This window comes from Methylobacterium sp. Leaf123 (assembly GCF_001423405.1).
Taxonomy (GTDB): Bacteria; Pseudomonadota; Alphaproteobacteria; order Rhizobiales; family Beijerinckiaceae; genus Methylobacterium.
In genome coordinates, this window is sequence record NZ_LMNS01000010.1 from 53740 (window position 1) to 72139 (window position 18400).

At 68.9% G+C, this 18400-nt stretch carries 12 protein-coding genes and 3 pseudogenes; 10 read left to right on the top strand and 5 right to left on the bottom strand.

Features of this window, described 5'->3' with window-relative positions; genetic code table 11:
* Position 1 precedes the first annotated feature (1 nt).
* The 4 genes and pseudogenes from ASF53_RS27075 to ASF53_RS09235 all read left to right on the top strand — a co-directional run.
* Positions 2-240, top strand: a pseudogene (locus tag ASF53_RS27075) (flagellin); the annotation flags it as partial.
* A 1-nt stretch (position 241) separates the two neighbouring features.
* Positions 242-961 (top strand): annotated as a pseudogene (locus ASF53_RS09225) (flagellin); the annotation flags it as partial.
* A 238-nt stretch (positions 962-1199) separates the two neighbouring features.
* On the top strand, positions 1200-4241 hold the full coding sequence (locus ASF53_RS09230; protein WP_056197357.1) for a penicillin-binding protein 1A: 3042 nt from the start codon (positions 1200-1202) through the stop codon (positions 4239-4241).
* A gap of 58 nt (positions 4242-4299) precedes the next feature.
* A complete protein-coding gene (locus tag ASF53_RS09235) occupies positions 4300-5373 on the top strand; it encodes a hypothetical protein (RefSeq protein ID WP_056197239.1) in 1074 nt (357 codons plus the stop codon).
* 247 nt (positions 5374-5620) lie between these two features.
* On the opposite strand, the pseudogene ASF53_RS09240 reads toward ASF53_RS09235, so the two are convergent.
* Positions 5621-5893: pseudogene (locus tag ASF53_RS09240) on the bottom strand (carbohydrate porin); the annotation flags it as partial.
* Positions 5894-6321: 428 nt separating this feature from the next.
* On the opposite strand from ASF53_RS09240, the gene ASF53_RS26615 reads away from it, so the two are divergent.
* Genes ASF53_RS26615 through ASF53_RS26625 form a run of 3 tightly spaced genes read left to right on the top strand, consistent with a single transcriptional unit; the run spans position 6322 to position 7301 of the window.
* Positions 6322-6651 (top strand): LacI family DNA-binding transcriptional regulator, encoded by a 330-nt coding sequence (locus ASF53_RS26615; RefSeq protein WP_286134270.1) that lies wholly within the window; start codon positions 6322-6324, stop codon positions 6649-6651.
* Positions 6651-6887, top strand: a complete 237-nt coding sequence (locus ASF53_RS26620; RefSeq protein WP_286134271.1) for a type 1 periplasmic-binding domain-containing protein — start codon at positions 6651-6653, stop codon at positions 6885-6887. Before ASF53_RS26615 ends, ASF53_RS26620 begins: the two co-directional genes overlap by 1 nt.
* 27 nt (positions 6888-6914) lie before the next feature.
* Positions 6915-7301: a substrate-binding domain-containing protein gene (locus ASF53_RS26625; RefSeq protein WP_286134272.1), complete on the top strand. Its 387-nt coding sequence runs from the start codon at positions 6915-6917 to the stop codon at positions 7299-7301.
* 17 nt (positions 7302-7318) lie between these two features.
* On the opposite strand, the gene ASF53_RS09250 is transcribed toward ASF53_RS26625, so the two are convergent.
* From ASF53_RS09250 to ASF53_RS09265, 4 genes are all read right to left on the bottom strand, one after another.
* Positions 7319-10486 carry an efflux RND transporter permease subunit gene (locus ASF53_RS09250; RefSeq protein WP_056197242.1) on the bottom strand — a complete coding sequence of 1056 codons (3168 nt, stop codon included), beginning with the start codon at positions 10484-10486 and terminating at the stop codon, positions 7319-7321.
* Positions 10487-10579: 93 nt separating this feature from the next.
* Positions 10580-11833 carry an efflux RND transporter periplasmic adaptor subunit gene (locus ASF53_RS09255; protein ID WP_056197245.1) on the bottom strand — a complete coding sequence of 418 codons (1254 nt, stop codon included), beginning with the start codon at positions 11831-11833 and terminating at the stop codon, positions 10580-10582.
* Between the two features lie 333 nt (positions 11834-12166).
* Complete coding sequence (gene lepA, locus ASF53_RS09260; protein WP_056197247.1) at positions 12167-13972, bottom strand: translation elongation factor 4; 1806 nt, start codon at positions 13970-13972, stop codon at positions 12167-12169.
* A gap of 162 nt (positions 13973-14134) precedes the next feature.
* On the bottom strand, positions 14135-14938 hold the full coding sequence (locus ASF53_RS09265; RefSeq protein WP_056197249.1) for a HugZ family pyridoxamine 5'-phosphate oxidase: 804 nt from the start codon (positions 14936-14938) through the stop codon (positions 14135-14137).
* Between the two features lie 306 nt (positions 14939-15244).
* Here ASF53_RS09265 and ASF53_RS09270 point away from each other — a divergent pair, with 306 nt between their 5' ends.
* The 3 genes from ASF53_RS09270 to ASF53_RS09280 are packed head-to-tail and all read left to right on the top strand — an operon-like array spanning position 15245 to position 18361.
* A complete protein-coding gene (locus ASF53_RS09270; RefSeq protein WP_056197252.1) occupies positions 15245-15958 on the top strand; it encodes a response regulator transcription factor in 714 nt (237 codons plus the stop codon).
* Positions 15959-15986: 28 nt separating this feature from the next.
* Positions 15987-17837: a sensor histidine kinase gene (locus ASF53_RS09275; RefSeq protein ID WP_056197254.1), complete on the top strand. Its 1851-nt coding sequence runs from the start codon at positions 15987-15989 to the stop codon at positions 17835-17837.
* On the top strand, positions 17834-18361 hold the full coding sequence (locus tag ASF53_RS09280; RefSeq protein ID WP_056197256.1) for an HPr kinase/phosphorylase: 528 nt from the start codon (positions 17834-17836) through the stop codon (positions 18359-18361). Before ASF53_RS09275 ends, ASF53_RS09280 begins: the two co-directional genes overlap by 4 nt.
* Positions 18362-18400: the final 39 nt, after the last annotated feature.

Below are 18400 nucleotides of genomic sequence, written 5' to 3' on the forward strand. Positions count from 1 at the left end.
NTACGCCGCTCCTGGCTCCGGTGGTGCCAGCGTCAAGCTCTATGTCAACGGCACGGCGACGACGGCGACCATCGCCAGCGGCGATTCGATCGACACGGCCATCACGACACTGAACACGGCGGCCGGCTCAACGATGTTCTCCAAGGACACGACCGGCAAGAAGATCGTGCTGAACGCCAGCTCGGCGGTCGAGTTCGCAACGACGACCGGCCAGACCGCACTGGGCTTTGCCGCCGGCACNAAGGACACGACCGGCAAGAAGATCGTGCTGAACGCCAGCTCGGCGGTCGAGTTCGCAACGACGACCGGCCAGACCGCACTGGGCTTTGCCGCCGGCACAGGCACGGCCACGGCCGACAAGTACGGCACCGGCAACACGGCCGCGAGCAACAGCGCCAACTTGACCATCTCGGGCGTGGAGACACGTACGAAGCTGGCCGAGCAGTACAACAGCCTCTTGATCCAGATCACGCAGCTGGCCAAGGATTCGAGCTTCAACGGCATCAATCTGATCAGCAACGGCGACGCTTCGAACAAGCTGCATATCGCCTTCAACGAGCGCGACACCGCCAACCTCGAGGTTCAGGGCCAGGATCTGACGGCCGATGGCCTCAGCCTGACTTCGATCACCGGCAACTCGGGTGCGTCGGTGAACGGGCAGGGCAACTTCCTGCTCGACACGGACATCAAGGGCACGTTGACCAAACTGACCGCAGGCTCCGACACCCTGCGCGCGGCGAGCTCGACCTTCGGCTCGAACCTCTCCGTGGTGCAGAACCGGCAGGACTTCACCAAGCGGCTCGTCAACATCCTCGATACCGGCGCGTCGAACCTGACCAACGCCGATCTCAACGAGGAGGCGGCCAACTCCCAGGCGCTCTCGACCCGTCAGTCGCTGGGTATCTCGGCGCTCTCGCTTGCCAACCAGGCGCAGCAGGGCATCCTCCAGCTCCTGCGCTGAGGGCGGTTTCCATCCAAGGGGCGGCCGGCGCGGCTGGCCGCCGCGGCGCATTCAGGGGCGATCGCGCGAGGCGGTCGCCCTTTTGCGTCGTGCGCGCGCCGCGCCCACACCTGCCGCCGACGCATCCCCGCCCCGTGGCGTCCGGGCGAGCGTGTCCATAAATCAGCCGCGTTGTGCGCCGCTTGATCGGTCCCGGCACGCTGTCCGTCGCGTGCCGGCCGGGGACCTCCACCGCTCGATGAACGCCATCCTGATCAAGCTGTTCGCGACCGCGCTGACCCTGTCCCAGGTCACGACGCGGCCCGATGCGGTGCGAACCCAGTTCGACCCGGCCAAGGATGGCGCGCAGGTCGTGGCGATCCTGCGCGACGGCTGCGCCCATATGCGCAAGTCCTTCGACATCGAGGACATCAACCTCGATGAGCTGATCTCCACCGCCATGGAGGATCCAAGCGCGGTGGCGGGCGACAACGCGCCCAAGATCCTGCACGGGCTCGATATTGCCGAGCTGAACACGAGCTACAAGCAGTTCTGCAAGGGCGAGAACCCGGCCAATTCCCCCTTCGAGGCGGCGGCGGTGATCGCGTTCTACAACAACGCCGTGAAGGATCTGCCCTCGGCCGAGGCCCTGCGCGACATCAAGCTGCCCAGTGCCAGCGTCATCTTGGATTCGGCGGGAAAACCCTATTCCGAGACCTTCGAGACGCATGGGCGCCGCCTCGTCGTGCCGATCGAGGGCGTGCCCGACCTCGTGCAGAAGGCCTTCGTCGCGGCCGAGGACAAGCGCTTCTACCAGCACCACGGCATCGACGAGCGCGGGGTGATCCGCGCCTTCGTCGGCAACCTTGCCTCGCCGGGGCGCCCGGCCGGCGGCTCGACCATCACGCAGCAGGTGGTGAAGAACCTCTCGGTCGGCGACGACGTCACCTACGAGCGCAAGATCCGCGAGATGATCGTGGCCTCGCGCCTGGAGCGGCTTCAGACCAAGCCGCAGATCCTCGGGCTCTACCTCAACGGGATCTATCTCGGCCGCGGCGCCTACGGCATCGAGATGGCGGCGCGGAGCTGGTTCGGAAAATCGGTCGGCGCGTTGACGCTGCCCGAGGCCGCCCTGCTCGCCGGCCTGCCGAAGGGCCCGAACTATTACAGCCCCGACAAGTACCCGGAGCGGGCGCGGGAGCGGCGCGCCTACGTGCTCAGCCGGATGAAGGAAGAGGGCACGATCACCGAGGCGCAGATGAATGCGGCGCTGGTCGCCGATCTCGGCATCAAGCCGCCGGACGCCGCCCGCCAGGATTCCGGTTTCTACCTCGTCGATCACGTGGCCCGCGAGACGCGCAGCTTCGCCGGGCTCGAAACGCTCACCAACGCGAGCTACACCGTGCGGACCACGGTGAATGCCGGCCTGCAAAGCGCGCTCGAAGGGGCCTTGCAGGAGGGGCTGGCGGCCTACGAGCGCGGCACCGGCCGCGCCCGCTATGAGGGGCCGGAACTGAACCTGTCCGAGGCGATCAAGCGCATCGAGGCCGCCGCGCCCGCGCCGGCCGCCGAGCCGGCCCCCGCGCCCGAGACGAAGAAGGGGGCCAGGAAAGGAGCGGACAAGGCGGCCGCGAAGGCGCCGGCCAAATCCACCGTCCAGCCCGCTTGGCAGCGCGCGCTCGTCTCCGCCCGGCCGCCACTCTACGACGTGCGCTGGCCGCTGGCGGTGGTGCTCCAGACGGGCAAGAACGGCACCAAGGTCGGCCTGCCCGACGGCCGGGTCGCGAGCCTGGAGCCCGGCCCCGCGCGCGGCAAGCTTCAGCTCTACGACGCGGTTCGGGTGCGCTTGCGCGAGGGCAAGGGCAGCCTTCGCGCCGATTTGCGCGTGCGCCCCACCGTCCAGGGCGCCGCCATCGTGCTGGAGAACCGCACGGGCAAGATCCTGGCGATGAGCGGGGGCTTCTCCTACCCCCTGAGCCAGCTCAACCGGGTGACCCAGGCCGTGCGCCAGCCGGGCTCGACCCTGAAGCCGCTGACCTACCTTGCCGCGCTGAATGCGGGCCTCCAGCCCAACACCCTGGTGATGGATTCCGCCGTGACCCTGCCGCCGATCGGCGGGACCGGCGATTCGTGGTCGCCCAAGAACTACGACGGCGGCGGCTCCGGCGCGACGACGATCCGGCGTGGGCTCGAATTCTCCAAGAACCTCGTCACCGCCCGCCTGCTTCAGGGCGGCATCGCGGCCAAGGCGCCCGACAGCCTGCAAAGGGTCTGCGACATCGCGCTGGAGGCCCAGCTCTATGCCGAGTGCGAGCGCTACTACCCGTTCGTGCTCGGCGCCCAGCCGGTGCGGATGATCGATCTGGCGAGCTTCTATGCGGCCATCGCCAACGAGGGCGCGCGCCCGAGCGCCTACGCCCTGGAAGCGGTCGAGCGTGACGGAAAACCGGTCTACCGTCATCCCGACAAGGCGCCGGTGCGGATCGGCTCGGCCGACCGGGTCGCGTTCTACCAGCTCAAGACCATGCTCCAGGGTGTGACCCAGCACGGCACCGCCGCCGCGCTCTCCGGCATCTCGGCCTACGTGGCCGGTAAGACCGGCACCTCGGAAAACGAGAACGATGCGTGGTTTGCCGGCTTCTCGAACGAGATCACTGTCGTGGTCTGGGCCGGCTACGACAACGCCGACGGCGTGCGCCGCACCCTCGGCCGTGGCCAGACCGGCGGCCACGTCTCCGTGCCGATCGCGCGGGCGATCTTCCAGGCGGCCTGGGCCAACGGTGTGCCGCGCACGCCCCTGGCGCCGCCCTCTCCGGAGACGAAGGCACTGATCGCCGACCTGCCGATCGAGCCGAGGAGCGGCCAGCGCGTCGCGAGTGGCGGCTTCATCGAGCATTTCCGCCTCAAGGGCGGCCAAGTCGCCGACACGCAATACGCGCTGGTGCCCCGCGACACGCTTTACGCCATGCGTCCCGACGCCGAGGACGGCGATTACGGCAATGCCGAAGACGGGGCGGATGTAGCCGGCGACCTCTTCGGCAACCTGCCGGGCGGGCGCCGGACCACCGAAGACCCCTTCACGCAGCGCCGCAGCGCCGAGACGGACTCCGACCGGACGGCCGACCCGTGGGGCCTGCGCCGCGATCGCCGGGAGGAGCCGCAGGCCTGGCCCGGCCGCGACCGCTACGGGCAGGTCAACCCGGTGCCGTTCGGCTCGCCCTTCGACGACGAGGGCGACACCCGCACGCGCCAGCGCCGCCGCGATCCCGACTATTTGTTCGGCGACGACCCGGGCTACTGAGCTGACGCCCTTTGGCGCCCTCTGACGCCTTCCCTCATCGACTCCTTCGAGGTCCGCTTTGCCCAGGCAGTTTCCGGCCGTCCTTGTCGTCGCGCTCGCGCTGGCCGTGCCCGCCCAGGCGCAAGAGGCGGCGAAGGATCTCCCCAAGGATCCCCCGAAGCCCGCTGCCCTGGTCTCCGACCGGGTCAAGGACGTGCCGGCTCTGACGCCCGGCGACGCCGCCAGCCTCAAGCCCGGCACGGTGCTGTTCAGCGACCACCGCGAGGCCGCTTCGACCAATCCGGAGAGCGGGTTGATCGCCTTCGACGCGTGGCGGAAGGCGCGGGCCGCGGAGGCCGCGGCTCTGAGCCCCTGGCCCGGCTACACCGAGCCCGACTACACCCAGACGGTGAACGGCGTCGCCAAGCCGCGCCACGAGACCCTGAAGGTCTACGTCGCGGAAGGCCGCTTCGTCGTCGCCAAGCCGCCCTCCGCCATCGATCTGTCGGCCTTCGCCAATCTCGACTTCCTGGCCAAGATGGACCCGGTGATCCGCCACAAGCGGCTCGAACCGGCGGAGGTGACGCCGACCAAGGACCCGGCCGCCGCCTTCGCCAAGCGCCCCGACCGGCCCTGGTGCGGAGCGGGCGGCGTGTGCATCGAGTCGCGCTACGATCTCGAAGGCAAGCTGCCGCTCGGCGTGAAGCTCGCCAATAAGCTCGAACTCGGCAGCTCGAAGAAGGTCGCAGAGTTCGTCTCGTTCCAGAGCGAGTTGCGGGTGCTGCCGCCGGCCGAGGCCGCGGGGCTCGCGGCACTCACGAAGATCGACACGCCCGTGGCGGGCGGCCTCGAACAGACGATCTTCTGGGTCAACCAGATCCTGCGCTTCGGCAAGTTCCTGGCCGTGATGCAGCCGTCCCCGGATGATCCGAACCGGACCGTGGTGACGACCTACATGGCGCTGGCGATCAAGGCCGACGTGCTGGAGCGCAAGCAGGAATATGCCCGCGTGCCGGTGCTCAAGAACCTGCTGCCGGTGCAGGTGCTGATGGGCAATTCCTCGTTCAACACCGGCACCTCGATCAGCGCCGGTGTGCCGACCTACGCCCGCAACCGCATCGTCGCCTTCGCCGACGCCCTGGCGAAACGGTGACGCACCTCCGCGCGTGTCACCCGTTTCTCACAAAAGTGTGAGCAGGAGGGGATCTGTAACCGGAAGGGCACAGACAGGCGCTGGTATATTGGATAATGTACAGCGACTCGTTCCTGAGACCGCGAGTTACCTCAGCCGGCGCGCCCCATAGGCGCGCCGCTTTTTGTTGCGCTGGTCCCTTCCTGTTGGCGGGTGCAACCTGACGCTTGGCTTGGCGTATCGCTGGAACAGGGCGCCATGCCCTGCCTCACAGGCTCCCCGGCCCCCGGGCGAAGCCGGCGAGCGTGAACAGGTCCACCGAGAGCTTGGCGCCGACCACGAAGGCGTCGGGAATGTTCTTCGGGTCGTACGGAAACCGCATCTGGTCTGGGTTGACGATGTATCGCAGGTTCGGCGTCAGCCGGATCGCGGGCGAGACTTGAACGCCGTCAATCAGCTCCATCATGATCTGCTACGTCGGAAGGGTGCGGAACAGCCCGAGCGAGGCTTGCGCCGCCTCGATGTTGCCCAGCGCCAGCGGGTCGGCCGCGGCGAAGGGGATCGCGTCCTCGGTGATGAAGGCCGCGCCGAGCACGGCCGCCGCCCGGCACCGTAGGCGCCGCCGATGCAGCCGGCGGCGGTCAGCAGCCCGGCGGCCTCGCGGATCGCGGCCTCCTTGCTCGCCGGGGCGGCGCCGAGGCGGACCAGCCGCCGCGGACCCGTGCGCGGGGGCGAAAATGTCGGCGTCAGCGCGAGCATAGCGTGCTCTCCTCAATCCGGGGCGCCCCGGATGGCTTGGCCGGGTGCGTCGGTGATCGGCGGCGCTTGGGCCTGACCTGTTGTGCTGCATGGAAACGTTTCCACAACTCCCATCACGCGTCGGCCTGCATCAAAGTGCAAGCTGACGCTTGCTCGCCTTCTGACGCGAGGGCAGAAACGGTTCATGCCGATGAAAACGTTTCCCATGCGATGAGCGTCGGAATCCGCGACGTGGCCCGCGTGGCGGGTGTCTCGACGGCGACGGTATCGCGTGCGCTCGGGCGGGGGCCGGTGAGCGAGGCCGTGCGCGAACAGGTCGAGGCGGCGGTGCGGGCCACCGGCTACCGGCCGAACCTTTCGGCCCGGCGCCTGCGCTCGAAGGCGGCGCAGACCATCGGCCTGATCGTCGCCGACATCCGCAACCCGTTCTTCACGGCGGTGAGCCGCGCGGTGGAGGATGCGGCCTACGCCGCCGGGATGCGGGTGATCCTGTGCAACACCGACGAGGATCCGGCCCGCGAGGCGATGACCTCCGCCTGATGGAGGAGGAGCGCGTCACCGGCGTGATCTTCGCGCCCACCCGTATCACGGCGGAGGGGCTGAAGGCGGACAGCCTGTCCTTCCCCACGGTCTTCATCGACCGCTCGGGGCCGCCCGGCGCCCATGATAGCGTGGTGCTCGACAACGCCGCCGCTTCGTCCCTGGTCGATCACCTCGTGGCGCAGGGCTTCCAGCGCATCGGTGGCCTGTTCGGCTCCACCAGCACGACCGCGTAGGAGCGTCAGGCGGGCTATGCCGCAGCCATGGCCCGCTACGACCTCGCGCCGCTCGCCCGCACCGTGGCGCCGAACGCGGCGGCCACGGAAGCGGAGGCGGCGCGCTGGCTGTCACAGCCCGACCGGCCCGAGGCGCTGATCCTCTCCAACGGCCTGATGTTGATGGGGGCGGTGCGCGCGGCCCGGACCCTCGGGCTCGCCGTGCCGAACGATCTCGCACTCGCGGGCTTCGACAATGAGCCCTGGACCGATCTGGTCGAGCCCGGCCTGACCGTGATCGAGCAGCCGGTCGCCGAGATCGGTGCCCAGGCGATGCGCCTTCTGTTCGAGCGCATCGCGCATCCGAGCCAGCCGGTGCGCAAGGTGACGCTGAGCGGGCGGGCGATGCTGCGGGGCTCGACGCGGCGGGGGTGAGGGGCACGGACGCCCCTTTACGCTCCGGCGTGGGAATGCGCCTGCGCGGCGGCCACCCGGTCCGAGGCTTCCGAATGCAAGGCGGGCTGGCGGCGCGAGAAGGTGAGGATCAGCACCGGCAGCACGAGCAGGATCAGCAGGGGGGCCAGCGCCATGCCGCCCACCACCACCAGCGCCAGGGGCTTCTGCACCTGCGAGCCGACGCCGGTGGAGAAGGCGGCGGGCAGCAGGCCGACGCCGGCCACGACGCAGGTCATCACCACGGGGCGCATCTGCGTGTAGCAGGTGCGCAGCATCGCCGGCACGCGCTGCACGCCCGCGGCCAGCAGGTCGTTGTAGAACGACAGCACGATGATGCCGTCCATCACCGCGATGCCGAGCAGCGCGATGAAGCCGATCGCCGCCGAGACACTGAACGAGGTGCCGGTGAGCGAGAGCGCCAGGATGCCGCCGGCCATCGCCATCGGGATCACGCTGAGCGCAAGCAGCGAATCGGTCACCGACGAGAAGTTCATGAACAGCAGGATCGCGATGATGCCGACCGCGATCGGCACGGTCACGGAGAGGCGGGCAATCGCGCCCTTCATGTTGTTGAACTCGCCGACCAGCTCCAGCCGGTAGCCCGGCGGCAGCTTCACCTCGTTGGCGACGCGGGCGCGCGCCTCCTCGATGGTGCTGCCGAGATCGCGCCCGCGCACGGAGAACTTCACTGGCAGATAGCGCTCCTGCGCCTCGCGGTAGATGTAGGCGGGGCCGGAGACGAGTTCGACCCGCGCCACCGCACTCAAGGGAAACTGCACGGGCGCGCCGTTGGCCGGGCTCTGGCCGGCGATGCGCAGGTTGGCGATCGCCTCGATGCTCTGGCGGAATTGCGGCGCGAGCCGCACCATGATCGGGTAGTGCCGCTCGGAGCCGGGATCGTAGAGGTCGCCGGCCGAGTCGCCGCCGATGGCGGTGCGCACCGTGGTGTTGATGTCGCCGGGCGTCAGGCCGTAGCGGGCAGCCCGCACCCGGTCCACGTCGATCTCGATGGTCGGCTGGCCGAGCGACTGGAACACTGCCAGATCCTCGACGCCGCGAACCGTGGAGAGCACCCTCATCACGCTTCTCGCGCTGTCGGTGAGCTTTTGCAGGTCGTTGCCGAAGATCTTGAACGAGTTCTCGCCCTTGATGCCGGACACCGCCTCGGCGACGTTGTCCTGAAGGTATTGCGACAGGTTGAAATCGACGCCGGGGAAGGCCGCCTGGAGCTTGTGCAGCATCTCCTCGGTGAGCTTCTCCTTGTCCACGCCGGGGCGCCATTGTTCGAGCGGCTTCATCGGCGCGAAGAACTCGGCGTTGAAGAAGCCGGCCGCGTCGGTGCCGTCATCCGGGCGCCCGTGCTGAGAGACCACGCGCTCGACCTCCGGGATCTGAGCGATGATCTTGCGCATCTCGTTGACGTAGCCGTTGCTCTCACTCAGCGAGATCGTCGCCGGCATGGTGGCGCGGACCCAGAGATTGCCCTCCTCCAGCTTCGGCAGGAATTCCGAGCCGAGGTTGCGTGCGGCCAGCCCGACGCCGACCGCGATCAGCGCGACGCAGGCCACCGTAACGAGCCGGGCGCCGAGCGCGGCGCGCACCGCCGGGCGGTACATCCGGTCGAGGGCGCGCACGAGGATCGTCTCCTTCTCCTCGATATGGGCGGGGAGGAGGTAGGCGGCGAGCGCGGGCGTCACCGTGAAGGTGGCGATGAGGCCGCCGAGCAGGGCGTAGGCGTAGGTCGTCGCCATCGGCCCGAAGATGTGGCCCTCGACGCCGGTGAGCGTGAACAGCGGCAGGAAGCCCGTCACGATGATCGCCGCGGCAAAGAAGATCGAGCGGCTGACATCGCCGGCCGCGAGCGCGATGCGCCCGGATTTCGCGTCGAGCCCCGGCGGCGGGTAGCCGGGGATGCCGTGGCCCGACAGGCGCCGGAAGATCGCCTCGACCATGATGACGGTGCCATCGACGATGAGACCGAAATCGAGCGCGCCGACCGAGAGCAGGTTGGCGGATTCATCGCGCGCCACGAGGATGACGACGGCGAAGAACAGGGCGAACGGGATCGTCGCCACGACGATGAGCGCCGAGCGCAGGTTGCCGAGGAACAGCCACTGGATCGCGAGGATCAGCAGGATGCCCACCACCATGTTGTGCAGGACGGTGTGAGTGGTGACCGCGATGAGGTCGGCGCGGTCGTAGATGCGCTCGATCTTGACGCCCGGCGGCAGGAGGCCGGCGGCCTCGATCTTGGCGACCTCCACCTTCACGGCTTCGATCGAGGGCGTGCTCTTCTCGCCGCGGCGCATCAGGACGATGCCCTGGACGATGTCGTCCTCGTCGTTCATCCCGGCGATGCCGAGCCGCGGCTGGTGGCCGATGGTGACGGTGGCCACGTCCTTGACCAGCACCGGCGCGCCGCCGACCTGGGTCAACACCGTGCCGTTGATGTCGTCGATGTCGCGGATCAGGCCGACTGCGCGCACCACCGCCGACTGGCCGCCGATGGCGACGCGGTTGCCGCCGACATTGAGGTTGCTGTCGTTGAGGGTCTTGACCACGTTGGCGAGGGAGAGGCCGTAGGCCATCAGCCGGTCGAGATCGACCGAGAGCTCGATGGTCTTGGTCTTGCCGCCCCAGCCGATGGCGTCGATCACGCCGGGCACCGCGCGGAAGCGCTTCTTCAGCACCCATTCCTGGAGCGTGCGCAGGTCGAGCACGCTGTAGCCCGGCGGCGCCGTGAGCTTGTAGCGGAAGATCTCACCGATCGGGCTGATCGGCGAGATGGTGGGCTTGGCACCGGCCGGCAGCGGATCGAGCTGCTGCAGGCGGTTCAAGACCTGCTGCTCGGCCTGGAGATAGTCGAACTCGAAGCCGAATTGCAGCTTCACGTCGGACAGGCCGTAGAGCGAGATGGTGCGAACCTGCTTGAGGTTCGGCATGCCCGAGGTGATCCGCTCGATCGGGATCGTGACGTAGCGCTCGATCTCCTCGGCCGAGAGGCCGTCGGTCTGGGTCACGACATCGACCATGGGCGGGGTCGGGTCGGGATAAGCCTCGATGTTGAGGTTCTGGAAGGCGGCCAAGCCGCCGACCACGAACAGCAGGAAGGCGAGGATGACGAGGGGCCGCTGCCGGAGCGCGAGCGCGACGATGCCGTTCATGGGGGCGGTTCCAACCTCGCGCCGTCGGGCGCGGCCGGGGACGGCCCCGGCTCGGAATGCTTGTTTGCGCGGGAAATGGGGGGCCGGGCTTTCTCAGCCGGGCTGGTCGGTCATGCCGTCGATGAACAGGGCGCCCTTCGAGATCACCCGCTCGCCCAGCGCGAGCCCTTCCGTCACCTCGATGTCGTTGCCGTCGAGGAAGCCGGTCTTGACGGAGCGGCTCTCGACGGTGTTGCCGGCGCCGAGCACCCAGACCCGCGCCTTGTCGCCCTCGAAGATCACCGCTTGGCGCGGCACGGCGCGGGAGACGGTCTCGCGCTCGTTGATGATATGGACGCTGGCATACATCTCGGGCTTCAGGAGCCCCTTGGGATTGTCGACCTCGGCGCGCACGACGATGCGGCGCGTGGCGGGATCGACCGAGGCGCCGATGTAGTTGATCCGGCTCTCGAAGGTCTGGTTCGGGTAGGCGAGCACCCGGAAGCGGATGCGCTCGCCGAGATCGACCTTGGCCGCGTCGGTCTCGCGCAATTGCGCGACGATCCAGACTCGGCCGAGATCGCCGATGAGGTAGGAGGGGTCGGAGCCGCCGGTGTTGATGTACTGGCCCGGGCCGATCTTGCGCTGGATCACGGTGCCGGAGAGCGGCGCGTTGATCGTCGTCTCGGGGTTGATCGCGCCCTTGGTCTGGAGCGCCTTCATGTCGTCGTCGGCGAGCCCGAGGATGCGCAGGCGGTTGCGCACCGCCTCCAGGCCGACCTCCGCCGTCTTGGCGTCGTTCTGCGCCGTCGTGAGGTCGTTCTGCGCGGTCTGCAATTCCTTCAGCGTGGTCACGCGGGAATCGTAGAGGTCGTGCAGGCGCTTCTCGGTGTTGGTGGCGTAGGAGAGCTGCGAGCGCGTCTTGTTGAGCACGTTCAGCGCCGCGAGGAAGTCGTTCTGCGCCTGGACCATCTCGTTGGCCTGGAGCGAGAACAGCTTGTCGCCCTGCTTCACCTGCTCGCCGGAGCGGGCGAAGATGGTGATGACCCGGCCGGCATAGGGCGAGAAGACGGGCGTCGCGCGGTACTCGTCGACGCTGATCTTCCCCTCGGTGGCGATGTCCTCGTAGAACAGCCGCTGCTCGACCGCCACGGTGGTGACGGTGGCGAGCTGGCTCTCGGAGAGCACGAAGCGGCCCGGCGCGGTCGTCGTCACGGCGGCCGGCATCGGCACGGCGGCATCGACCTCCTTCGGTCGCCCGTACCAGAGGGCGGCGGCCGCGCCGGCCCCCAGCACGCAGGCAACGAGAAGTTGCGAGCGCAGCCGCATCCTGTGCGGCGTCAGGTTGTCGTCGTGCGCCCCGCCCATCGTCGTCCCGTTCCGCTTCGACCCAGCGCCTCGATGTCACGACGGGCGCGCTGCGCGCCGGTTGATTCGGCTTTCGCTTGCGCGCAACCGAAGCTCCCGAATTACGCCGTTACCGTGGCGGCTTGACCGGGGTATGACGGGACCGGTTTCTTACAAATGAAACAACGGCGCTGATTTTACGCGCAGGCGGGATTTTTTTCGATTGTTGCTCGTATGGCGTCCTCGCCGTGGCCGCGAGGCAGTGAAGCGAACCCCTCGCGCGACGTCTCCGGAGAGAGGGGCCCGGATCGTTTCGGCCCCGCCTCGCGACCGCGAGGATAGGGGACGAGCCCGTCAGTCGTCCATCTTCAGGGCGGCGATGAACGCCTCCTGCGGGATCTCCACGCGGCCGAACTGGCGCATGCGCTTCTTGCCTTCCTTCTGCTTGTCCAGAAGCTTGCGCTTGCGCGAGATGTCGCCGCCGTAGCACTTGGCGGTCACGTCCTTGGACAGCGCCCGGATGGTCTCGCGGGCGATGATCTTGCCGCCGATCGCCGCCTGGACCGGAATCTGGAACAGGTGGCGCGGGATCAGATCCTTCAGCTTCTCGCACATCGCCCGGCCGCGCGACTCGGCGCGGGTGCGGTGGACGAGCATCGAGAGCGCATCGACCGGCTCGGCGTTGACGAGGATCGACATCTTCACGAGGTCGCCCTCGCGGTAATCCGAGACGTGGTAGTCGAACGAGGCGTAGCCCTTCGAGATCGATTTCAGGCGGTCGTAGAAATCGAACACCACCTCGTTGAGCGGCAGGTCGTAGACGACCATGGCGCGCTTGCCGACGTAGTTGAGGTCGATCTGGATGCCGCGCCGGTCCTGGCACAGCTTCAGCACGCCGCCGAGATACTCGTCGGGCGTGAGGATGGTGGCGCGGATCCACGGCTCCTCGACCGTCTCGATCTTCATCGGATCGGGCATGTCGGCCGGGTTGTGCAGCTCCTTGTGCTCGCCGTCGCGCATCAGCAGGCGGTAGACGACCGAGGGCGCCGTCGAGATCAGGTCGAGGTTGAACTCGCGCTCCAGGCGTTCCTGGATGATCTCGAGGTGGAGCAGCCCGAGGAAGCCGCAGCGGAAGCCGAAGCCGAGCGCGGCCGAGGTCTCCATCTCGTAGGAGAAGCTGGCATCGTTCAGGCGCAGCTTGCCCATGGCGCCGCGCAAGTTCTCGAAGTCGGCGGCGTCCACGGGGAACAGGCCGCAGAACACGACCGCCTGAACCTCCTTGAAGCCCGCGAGCATCTCGGTGGTCTGGCGCTTGTCCTCGGTGATCGTGTCGCCGACGCGGGTATCGGCCACTTCCTTGATCGAGCCGGTGAAGAAGCCGACCTCGCCGGGGCCGAGCTCGCCGATATCGGCCATCTTCGGCCGGAACACGCCGATGCGATCGACGCCGTAGGCGGCGTCCGCGCCCATCATGCGGATGGTCATGCCCTTCTTGAGCACGCCGTCGACGATGCGCACGAGCACGACGACGCCGAGATAGACGTCGTACCAGCTATCGACCAGCAGCGCCTTCAGCGGCGCCTCGCGGTCACCCTTGGGTGCCGGCAGGCGCTTGACGATGGCTTCCAGCACCGCCTCGATGTTGAGGCCGGTCTTGGCCGAGATCGGCACGGCCTCGGAGGCGTCGAGGCCGATCACCTCCTCGATCTGCTCCTTGACCCGGTCCGGCTCGGCGGCCGGCAGATCGACCTTGTTGAGGACGGGCACGATCTCGTGGTTGGCGTCGAGCGCCTGGTAGACGTTGGCGAGCGTCTGCGCCTCGACGCCCTGGGAGGCATCGACCACCAGCAGCGAGCCTTCGCAGGCAGCGAGCGAGCGCGAGACCTCGTAGGCGAAATCGACGTGGCCGGGCGTGTCCATCAGGTTGAGGATGTAATCCTTGCCGTCCTCCGCGCGGTATTCGAGCCGCACGGTCTGGGCCTTGATGGTGATGCCGCGCTCCTTCTCGATATCCATCGAGTCGAGCATCTGCTCGCTCATGTCGCGCAGCGCCACGGTGCCGGTGGTCTGGATCAGCCGGTCGGCGAGCGTCGACTTGCCGTGGTCGATATGCGCGACGATGGAGAAGTTGCGGATGTTGTCGATGGTGCGGGTGGTCATCGGGGTCTCCGGCACGGCGGTCCCGTCGCGGGGCTGACGCGGCGCACGGCAGGTTTGTCGGGAATGTCAGGGCCGGAGATAGCAGCGGCGGGCACGCACGCCAAGGCGGGGGGGCGTGCCGCGCGCTCTCCGTTGTTTGTGCCGCGTGCCTTCCGGGCGGGTTCAGGCCTGCCCGTCGGGACCGGGGGCGGAGCCCGCCCGCGCTGCGGCCGCCATCGCCACGAGGCTCTTGCGCAGGGCGCCCATGTCGCGCACCGGCTCGGGATAGGGCACCCGCGCCGTGCGCTCGCCGGCCATCAGGTCGAGCCCCTCTGGGTCGAGCCCGGTGAGCCGCCAGCCGCTGCCGGGCTCGCCGGCGCCCGCGGCGTAGAGGGCGAGCGCGTCGGTGTGATCCGCGTTCATGTGCTCGACGGCGCCGCGCTCGCCCGCGACGATCGCCTCGGCGCCGGCCATGTCGAGGAGCAGTTCCTGCGGCGTCAGGGTTGCGGCCTTGGCGAAGCCCCCGTTGAGGTGGCCGGCTTTGGGCGCCAGGGTGAAGAAGCCGAAATCGGGGAAGTCGGCGTAGAGCTTCGCCTTCGGGTGGCGAGCGAGGAAGCGCTCGCGAATCCGCGGCTCGTCGCAGCGTGCGGCGCGGCCCGTCACCGTCAGGCGCGGATGGGCGAGCGGGTCGCCCTTGCCGCCCACCGAGAACAGCAGCGAGGCGCGCGGGTCGTTGTCGAGGTTGCGCGTATGCGCCGAGAGGCGCGAGAGCAGCATCAGGGGCGTGCCGTCGCTGTCGGTGGCGAGGGTGACGAGGGAGGCGAAGGGGGTGCCGTCGGCCGCATCGATCGTGGCGAGCGCGCCCGATCGCACGCTGCGCAGAAGATGCCGGGCAAGGCCGATCGCGTCGAACGGTGCCTCCGAAGCGGGCAGCGGTTCGGCCGGCCGGCGGCGTTCCTGCGCGGGCGGCATCGCGTCGTTGGCCATGAAAGCAGTCCTCACCGGGTTTCGGGCCGGAGCATAGCGCGGCGGAACGGCTCCGCACGAGGGGTGATACGGGGGCTGGGCGCGGCGCGTTGTCCGCCCACTTTCCCCATCCGAACGCCCATATCCGAGCCCGCCGATACGGCCAAGCTTAGACTGCCGCTCGCTTTTTTCGAACGATGGTCGTAAAGGACGAGACCCTCCGCACGGCCGGCGGCTCCCGATTTGCGGGGGCCGAGCCTGGCCGTTGCGGGCCCCGCCAAGGACGCGCCAGGGGCGGCGCGCGCGCCGTCAAGTCAGGGAAACTGCATGCCCACGATCGCCCTCGTCGACGACGACCGCAACATCCTGACCTCCGTCTCGATCGCGCTGGAGACCGAGGGTTACCGCATCCAGACCTACACCGATGGCGCCTCGGCGCTGGACGGTCTGCGTCACTCCCCGCCCGATCTCGCCATCTTCGACATCAAGATGCCGCGCATGGACGGAATGGAGCTTCTCAGACGCCTGCGGCAGAAATCGGACCTTCCCGTGATCTTTCTCACGTCGAAGGACGAGGAGATCGATGAGCTGTTCGGGCTCAAGATGGGCGCGGACGACTTCATCCATAAGCCGTTCTCGCAGCGCCTGCTGGTCGAGCGGGTCAAGGCGGTGCTGCGCCGCTTCGCCCCGAAGGACGTCTCGCCGGGGGCCGCCGCCCGCGAGGCCGATGCCGCCGCCCGCTCGCTCGAGCGCGGCCAGCTGATGATGGACCCCGAGCGCCATACCTGCACCTGGAAGGGCGAGCCGGTGACGCTCACCGTCACCGAGTTCCTGATCCTCCAGGCGCTGGCCCAGCGCCCCGGCGTCGTGAAGAGCCGCAACGCCCTGATGGACGCGGCCTACGACGATCAGGTCTATGTCGATGACCGCACCATCGACAGCCACATCAAGCGGCTGCGCAAGAAGTTCAAGGTGACGGACCAGAGCTTCGACATGATCGAGACGCTCTACGGCGTCGGCTACCGGTTCAAGGAGGGTTGAGGCGATTCCCCCGCGGTCCCGTCCGTCGATGCTCGCCCCCCTGTCCCGCCAGCCCGATTCCGATGAGGCCCACGCCCGCCGCGGCGTCCTCGCGCGGCTCGTCGGCTCCCTCACCCGCCCGCCTCTGACCTGGCCGCGCGACCTCTGGAACGCGGTCGGCCAGCGCGCCTCGTCGAGCCTGACGCGCCGCATCGTGGTGCTCAACCTCGTCGGGCTGATCGTCCTCCTGTTCGGCTTCCTCTACCTGAACCAGTTCCGCCAGGGGCTGATCCAGGCGCGTGTGCAGAGCCTGCTGATCCAGGGCGACATCATCGCCGGCGCCATCGCCGCCCAGGCCTCCGTCGACACCGACACGATCCGCGTCGATCCGGACAAGCTCCTGCAACAGCAGGCCGGCGAGGGCCGGGAGTTCGACGACGATCCCGCCTCGCTCGCCTTCTCGCTCAACCCCGAGAAGGTCGCGCCCCTGCTGCGCCGCCTCGTGACCCCGACGGGCAACCGCGCTCGGGTCTACGACAGCGAGGGGAGCCTGCTGTTCGACACCCGCACGCTCTATGCCCGCGGCGACATTGCCCGCACCGAGACCGTGGTGAAGCCGCCCAAGCCCAACGTGCTGGAGCGGATCTGGGACTTCGTCGGCACCCGCATCCTCGGCCTCGTCGTCAGCGAGCGCTCGGCCCAGGAAGAGGCGGGCCCGCAGGACGGGCGCGCCTTCCGCGAGGTCCAAGCGGCGCTCAAGGGCTCGCGCGGCACGATTTCCCGACGCAACGAAAGCGGCGAGACCATCGTCTCCGTGGCGGTGCCGATCCAGCGGGCGGGCTCGGTGCGCGGCGTGCTGATGGTCTCGACCCAAGGCGGCGACATCGACCGGGTGATCGCCTCCGAGCGCTTCGGCCTGCTTCAGGTGTTCCTCGTCGCGGCCGCCGTGATGCTGGTGCTGTCGATCCTGCTCGCGGGCGCCATCGCCGGGCCGGTGCGGCGCTTGGCCGACGCCGCCGAGCGGGTGCGCCGGGGCATCAAGTCGCGCCAGGAGATCCCGGATTTCACGGGTCGCACCGACGAGATCGGCCACCTCTCCGGCGCGCTGCGCGACATGACCCAGGCGCTCTACCGGCGGCTCGACGCCATCGAGAGCTTCGCGGCCGATGTCAGCCACGAGTTGAAGAACCCGCTGACCTCGCTCCGCAGCGCGGTCGAAACCCTGCCGCTGGCCAAGACCGACGAATCGCGGGGTCGGCTGATGCAGATCATCCAGCACGACGTGAAGCGCCTCGACCGGCTGATCTCCGATATCTCCGATGCCTCCCGCCTCGACGCGGAACTCGCCCGCGCGGAGGCGCGCCGGGTCGATCTCGGCAAGCTCCTGACCACCGTGACCTCGGTGGCCAACGAGCGGCGTCGGGCCAAGGCGGCGGTGATCCAGTTCGACATCGAGCGGCCGAGCAGCGAGATCGAGGATCCGTTCCGCATCATCGGCCACGACAGCCGCCTCGGACAGGTCGTCAACAACCTGCTCGACAACGCCCGCTCGTTCTCGCCGCCCGGCGCCAAGGTGCGAGTGGCCCTGCGCCGCCTCAAGAACGAGGTCGAGTTCGTGGTCGAAGACGAGGGGCCCGGCATCCCCGAGCATGCCCTGGAGCGGATCTTCGAGCGCTTCTACACCGACCGGCCGGAACAGGGTTTCGGCCAGAATTCCGGGCTCGGCCTGTCGATCTCGCGGCAGATCATCCAGGCCCATCACGGCTCGATCCGCGCCGAGAACCGCCCGGGCCCGGCCGACGAGGAGGGGAACCCGACGGTGCGCGGCGCCCGCTTCATCGTGCGCCTGCCCGTGGCCCCCCGGGCCGACCGCTACGGCGACGACGACCTCGCCGCATGAGCGGGGAGGTCGCGCCGGACAGCGAACCGCCACAGGAAACGCGACACGACACGGTGCATGCGAGCTGCGTGCTCCTCGACGAGGCCGGCGTGCTGATCCGGGGGCCGTCCGGGTCGGGCAAGTCCGCGCTCTGCCTCGCGCTTCTCGACCGCTTCTTCCTGGAAGGGCGCCATGCCCGCCTCGTCGGCGACGACCGCATTCGGCTGGAGGCGCATCACGGCCGCCTCGTCGCCCGGCCCCACCCGGCGCTCGCCGGCCTGATCGAGATCCGCGGCCTCGGCCTGCGCCGTCTGGCGAAGCATTCACCGGCCGCGGTGCTGCGCCTCGTGGTCGATCTCGTAGCGGAGGCCGAGCGCCTTCCCGACACCACCGCGACCGCCACGCTCCTCGGGGTCGCACTGCCCCGCCTCGCCCTTGAACCGCGCCATCCCCGCGAATACCTGATTCGTGAGGCACTTCGAGCCGGCGTGGCAATGCGGACGCACCCGGCGGCTCTTGTGCCCGGCGGTGCCCACGATGTGTAGCGCGGCTGCCGCGCCCGTGTCATGGTGAGCCCGTTGTGT

Coding starts and splice junctions, on each gene's coding strand:
- ASF53_RS09230 (WP_056197357.1), top strand. CDS start 1,200: ATGAACGCCATCCTGATCAAGCTGTTCGCGACCGCGCTGACCCTGTCC.
- ASF53_RS26615 (WP_286134270.1), top strand. CDS start 6,322: ATGAGCGTCGGAATCCGCGACGTGGCCCGCGTGGCGGGTGTCTCGACG.
- ASF53_RS26620 (WP_286134271.1), top strand. CDS start 6,651: ATGGAGGAGGAGCGCGTCACCGGCGTGATCTTCGCGCCCACCCGTATC.
- ASF53_RS26625 (WP_286134272.1), top strand. CDS start 6,915: ATGGCCCGCTACGACCTCGCGCCGCTCGCCCGCACCGTGGCGCCGAAC.
- ASF53_RS09250 (WP_056197242.1), bottom strand. CDS start 10,486: ATGAACGGCATCGTCGCGCTCGCGCTCCGGCAGCGGCCCCTCGTCATC.
- ASF53_RS09255 (WP_056197245.1), bottom strand. CDS start 11,833: ATGGGCGGGGCGCACGACGACAACCTGACGCCGCACAGGATGCGGCTG.
- lepA (WP_056197247.1), bottom strand. CDS start 13,972: ATGACCACCCGCACCATCGACAACATCCGCAACTTCTCCATCGTCGCG.
- ASF53_RS09265 (WP_056197249.1), bottom strand. CDS start 14,938: ATGGCCAACGACGCGATGCCGCCCGCGCAGGAACGCCGCCGGCCGGCC.
- ASF53_RS09270 (WP_056197252.1), top strand. CDS start 15,245: ATGCCCACGATCGCCCTCGTCGACGACGACCGCAACATCCTGACCTCC.
- ASF53_RS09275 (WP_056197254.1), top strand. CDS start 15,987: ATGCTCGCCCCCCTGTCCCGCCAGCCCGATTCCGATGAGGCCCACGCC.
- ASF53_RS09280 (WP_056197256.1), top strand. CDS start 17,834: ATGAGCGGGGAGGTCGCGCCGGACAGCGAACCGCCACAGGAAACGCGA.